Origin of the sequence: Nocardioides sp. (assembly GCF_034670285.1) — a bacterium.
Taxonomy (GTDB): Bacteria; Actinomycetota; Actinomycetes; order Propionibacteriales; family Nocardioidaceae; genus Nocardioides.
In genome coordinates this window covers 1-2,304 of the sequence record NZ_JAXMNS010000504.1, presented here as the reverse complement: position 1 = coordinate 2,304, position 2,304 = coordinate 1, and the positions used below count along the sequence as shown (strand labels likewise).

Sequence of the window (2,304 nt, the reverse complement as noted above, 5' to 3'; positions counted from 1 at the left end):
AGGACGAGCAGTACTGATCTGCACGCCGACCCGTCAGCACGTCTGACGGGTCGGCGCCTCAGCACCACCCGCAGCACCCATCACCTCTAACCCGAGTACCTGACACGGCTCGGGAGGATCGAGAAGCCTCATGCCCGCACCGAAGAAGGGCGCCCGCCTCGGCGGAAGCCCGGCCCACCAGCGCCTGATCCTGGCCAACCTCTCGACGCAGCTGTTCGAGCACGGCCGGATCACGACCACCGAGGCCAAGGCGCGCACGCTGCGTCCCCACGCCGAGAAGCTCATCACCAAGGCGGTCAAGGCCCACAACGGCGAGAACCCGCTGCACCAGCGTCGCGAGGTCCTCAAGACCATCCGCGACAAGGGTGTCGTGCACATTCTCTTCACCGAGATCGCGCCGACGTTCGCCGAGCGTCCCGGTGGCTACACCCGCATCACCAAGATCAACCCCCGCAAGGGCGACAACGCGCCCATGGCCGTCATCGAGCTCGTGACCGAGGCGTACGCGCCGAAGGCCTCGAACGCGAAGGCTGCTCCGGCCGCTGCCGAGACCCCTGCAGCCGACGACACCGAGGCCCCGGCCGAGGAGGTCGTCGAGACCGAGTCTGCCGAGGACGCCGCTGAGGCGCCCGAGGTCGAGTCGGACGTCGAGACCGAGGGTGACCCCGAGGCGAAGCTCGAGTCCGAGGCCCCGCAGGCCGAGGCCGACGAGGCCACCGAGGACGAGTCCAAGGCCTGATCCGGCTCACCAGCCGATCACGCTGCAGCGGCCCGCCGCCCCTACCCGGGGCCGGCGGGTCGCTGTGCTTTTTCCTGCTCGACGACGCGGGCGCGCAGGCGCTCGTTGACGGGCGTGGGGACGCCGTGCAGCCGACCGAGCAGGACGATCTCGCCGGCGCGGTAGTCGATCTCCGAGGCCAGGCCCCGGGCGAGGCTCTGCCTCAGCGAGTTGCCCTGGTAGTCGGCGATGTCGTCGCGAGGCCGCAGCAGGTCTCCTCGTCGTACGTCGTCCTGCTCGGCCGTGACGGCGCTGATGCCAGCGGCGGCGAGCACGGCCTCGCCCTCGGCCAGCACGGCTGCGCGCAGCGCTGCGACGTCCTCGCCCTCCTCGGCGAGACCACCGGCGTCACCCACGGCGTTGACGAGCAGCTTGCGGTACTTCCAGGCCATGATGTCGGCCCGCGGCACCGACTCGAAGCCGGCCGCGCGCAGGTCGGCGGCGACGCGCTCCGCGACGTCGTCCACGCGGCTCGGGAAGCAGCCGAGGTCGAGGAGGCCGGGCACGGGCGTGCACTTCTCCGCAACGGTGCCGGGCTCGAGGTGGAGCGAGGGAAGCATGACGGTGAGGCCGTAGGTGCGCGGGAAGCGGCGCAGCACCTCGGGCTCGTTGGCGACGCCGTTCTGGGCGCAGACGATCGGCGTGCCGACCGGGGCGTGCGCGACGAGGTCGGCCAGCGCCGCCGGGGTCTGGTGGCCCTTCACGCACAGCAGGACGACGGTCTCGTCGCTCCAGTCGACGTCGGCGACGGTGTCGCTCGCTGCGGGGTGCACGACCTCGGGGCCGCCGGCCCGGTCGAGCACGAGGCCGCTCGTGCGGATCTGCTCCAGGTGGGCTCCGCGGGCGATGAGCGTGGTGTCGAGACCGGCGAGGTGCAGGCGGGCGCCGATGACCCCGCCGACCGCTCCGGAGCCGTAGACGACGTACTTCATGGAGTTCCTCCTGTGCGTGCAACCATCTGCCGGGCCCGAGTGGTCCAGGAGTACATGATCGACACCACGGCACGCGACTCGGCGCGGCCCGGAGCGAGGACGGAGCAGCGCGTGGGCCCGTCAGCACTTCCTGACTTCGACGAGTTCGTCGCGGCGCGCTCGACGACCCTGCTCCGCACCGCCTATCTCCTCACCCACGACCACGCCCTGGCGGAGGACCTCCTCCAGACCAGCCTCACCAAGGCGTGGTTCGCCTGGAGTCGCATCAGCGACTCCCCGGAGGCCTACGTGCGCAAGGTGCTCTTCCACACCTACGCCACCTGGTGGCGCCGCAAGTGGAACGGCGAGCAGGCCACCGAGGACCTTCCCGAGCCCTCGCGTCGGGACGGCGGCAGCGGCCGCGACCAGGCCCACGCCACCGGTGCGGGCCTGGACCTCTGGACGGCCATGGAGCGGCTGCCGCGGCGGCAGCGGGCGGTCGTGGTGCTGCGCTACTTCGAGGACCTCACGGAGGCCCAGACGGCCGAGGTGCTCGGCTGCACGGTCGGCACCGTCAAGAGCCAGTGCAGCCGCGCGCTCGCCAAGCTGCGCATC

General features: G+C 71.6%; 3 protein-coding genes. 2 read left to right on the top strand and 1 reads right to left on the bottom strand.

Annotated features, from left to right (window positions below; genetic code table 11):
* The first annotated feature begins 130 nt into the window (after window positions 1-130).
* The gene (rplQ, locus tag VOI19_RS18300; RefSeq protein ID WP_323794376.1) at window positions 131-739 is read left to right on the top strand and encodes a 50S ribosomal protein L17; all 609 of its coding nucleotides are present in this window, start codon (window positions 131-133) and stop codon (window positions 737-739) included.
* Between the two features lie 41 nt (window positions 740-780).
* On the opposite strand, the gene VOI19_RS18295 is transcribed toward rplQ, so the two are convergent.
* Entirely contained in the window at window positions 781-1,710 is a 930-nt protein-coding gene (locus VOI19_RS18295) for a ketopantoate reductase family protein (RefSeq protein ID WP_323794375.1), read from the bottom strand.
* Between the two features lie 12 nt (window positions 1,711-1,722).
* Here VOI19_RS18295 and VOI19_RS18290 point away from each other — a divergent pair.
* Window positions 1,723-2,304 (top strand): SigE family RNA polymerase sigma factor (locus VOI19_RS18290; protein ID WP_323794374.1); only part of this gene is annotated, 582 nt, incomplete at its 3' end.

Coding starts and splice junctions, on each gene's coding strand:
- rplQ (WP_323794376.1), top strand. CDS start 131: ATGCCCGCACCGAAGAAGGGCGCCCGCCTCGGCGGAAGCCCGGCCCAC.
- VOI19_RS18295 (WP_323794375.1), bottom strand. CDS start 1,710: ATGAAGTACGTCGTCTACGGCTCCGGAGCGGTCGGCGGGGTCATCGGC.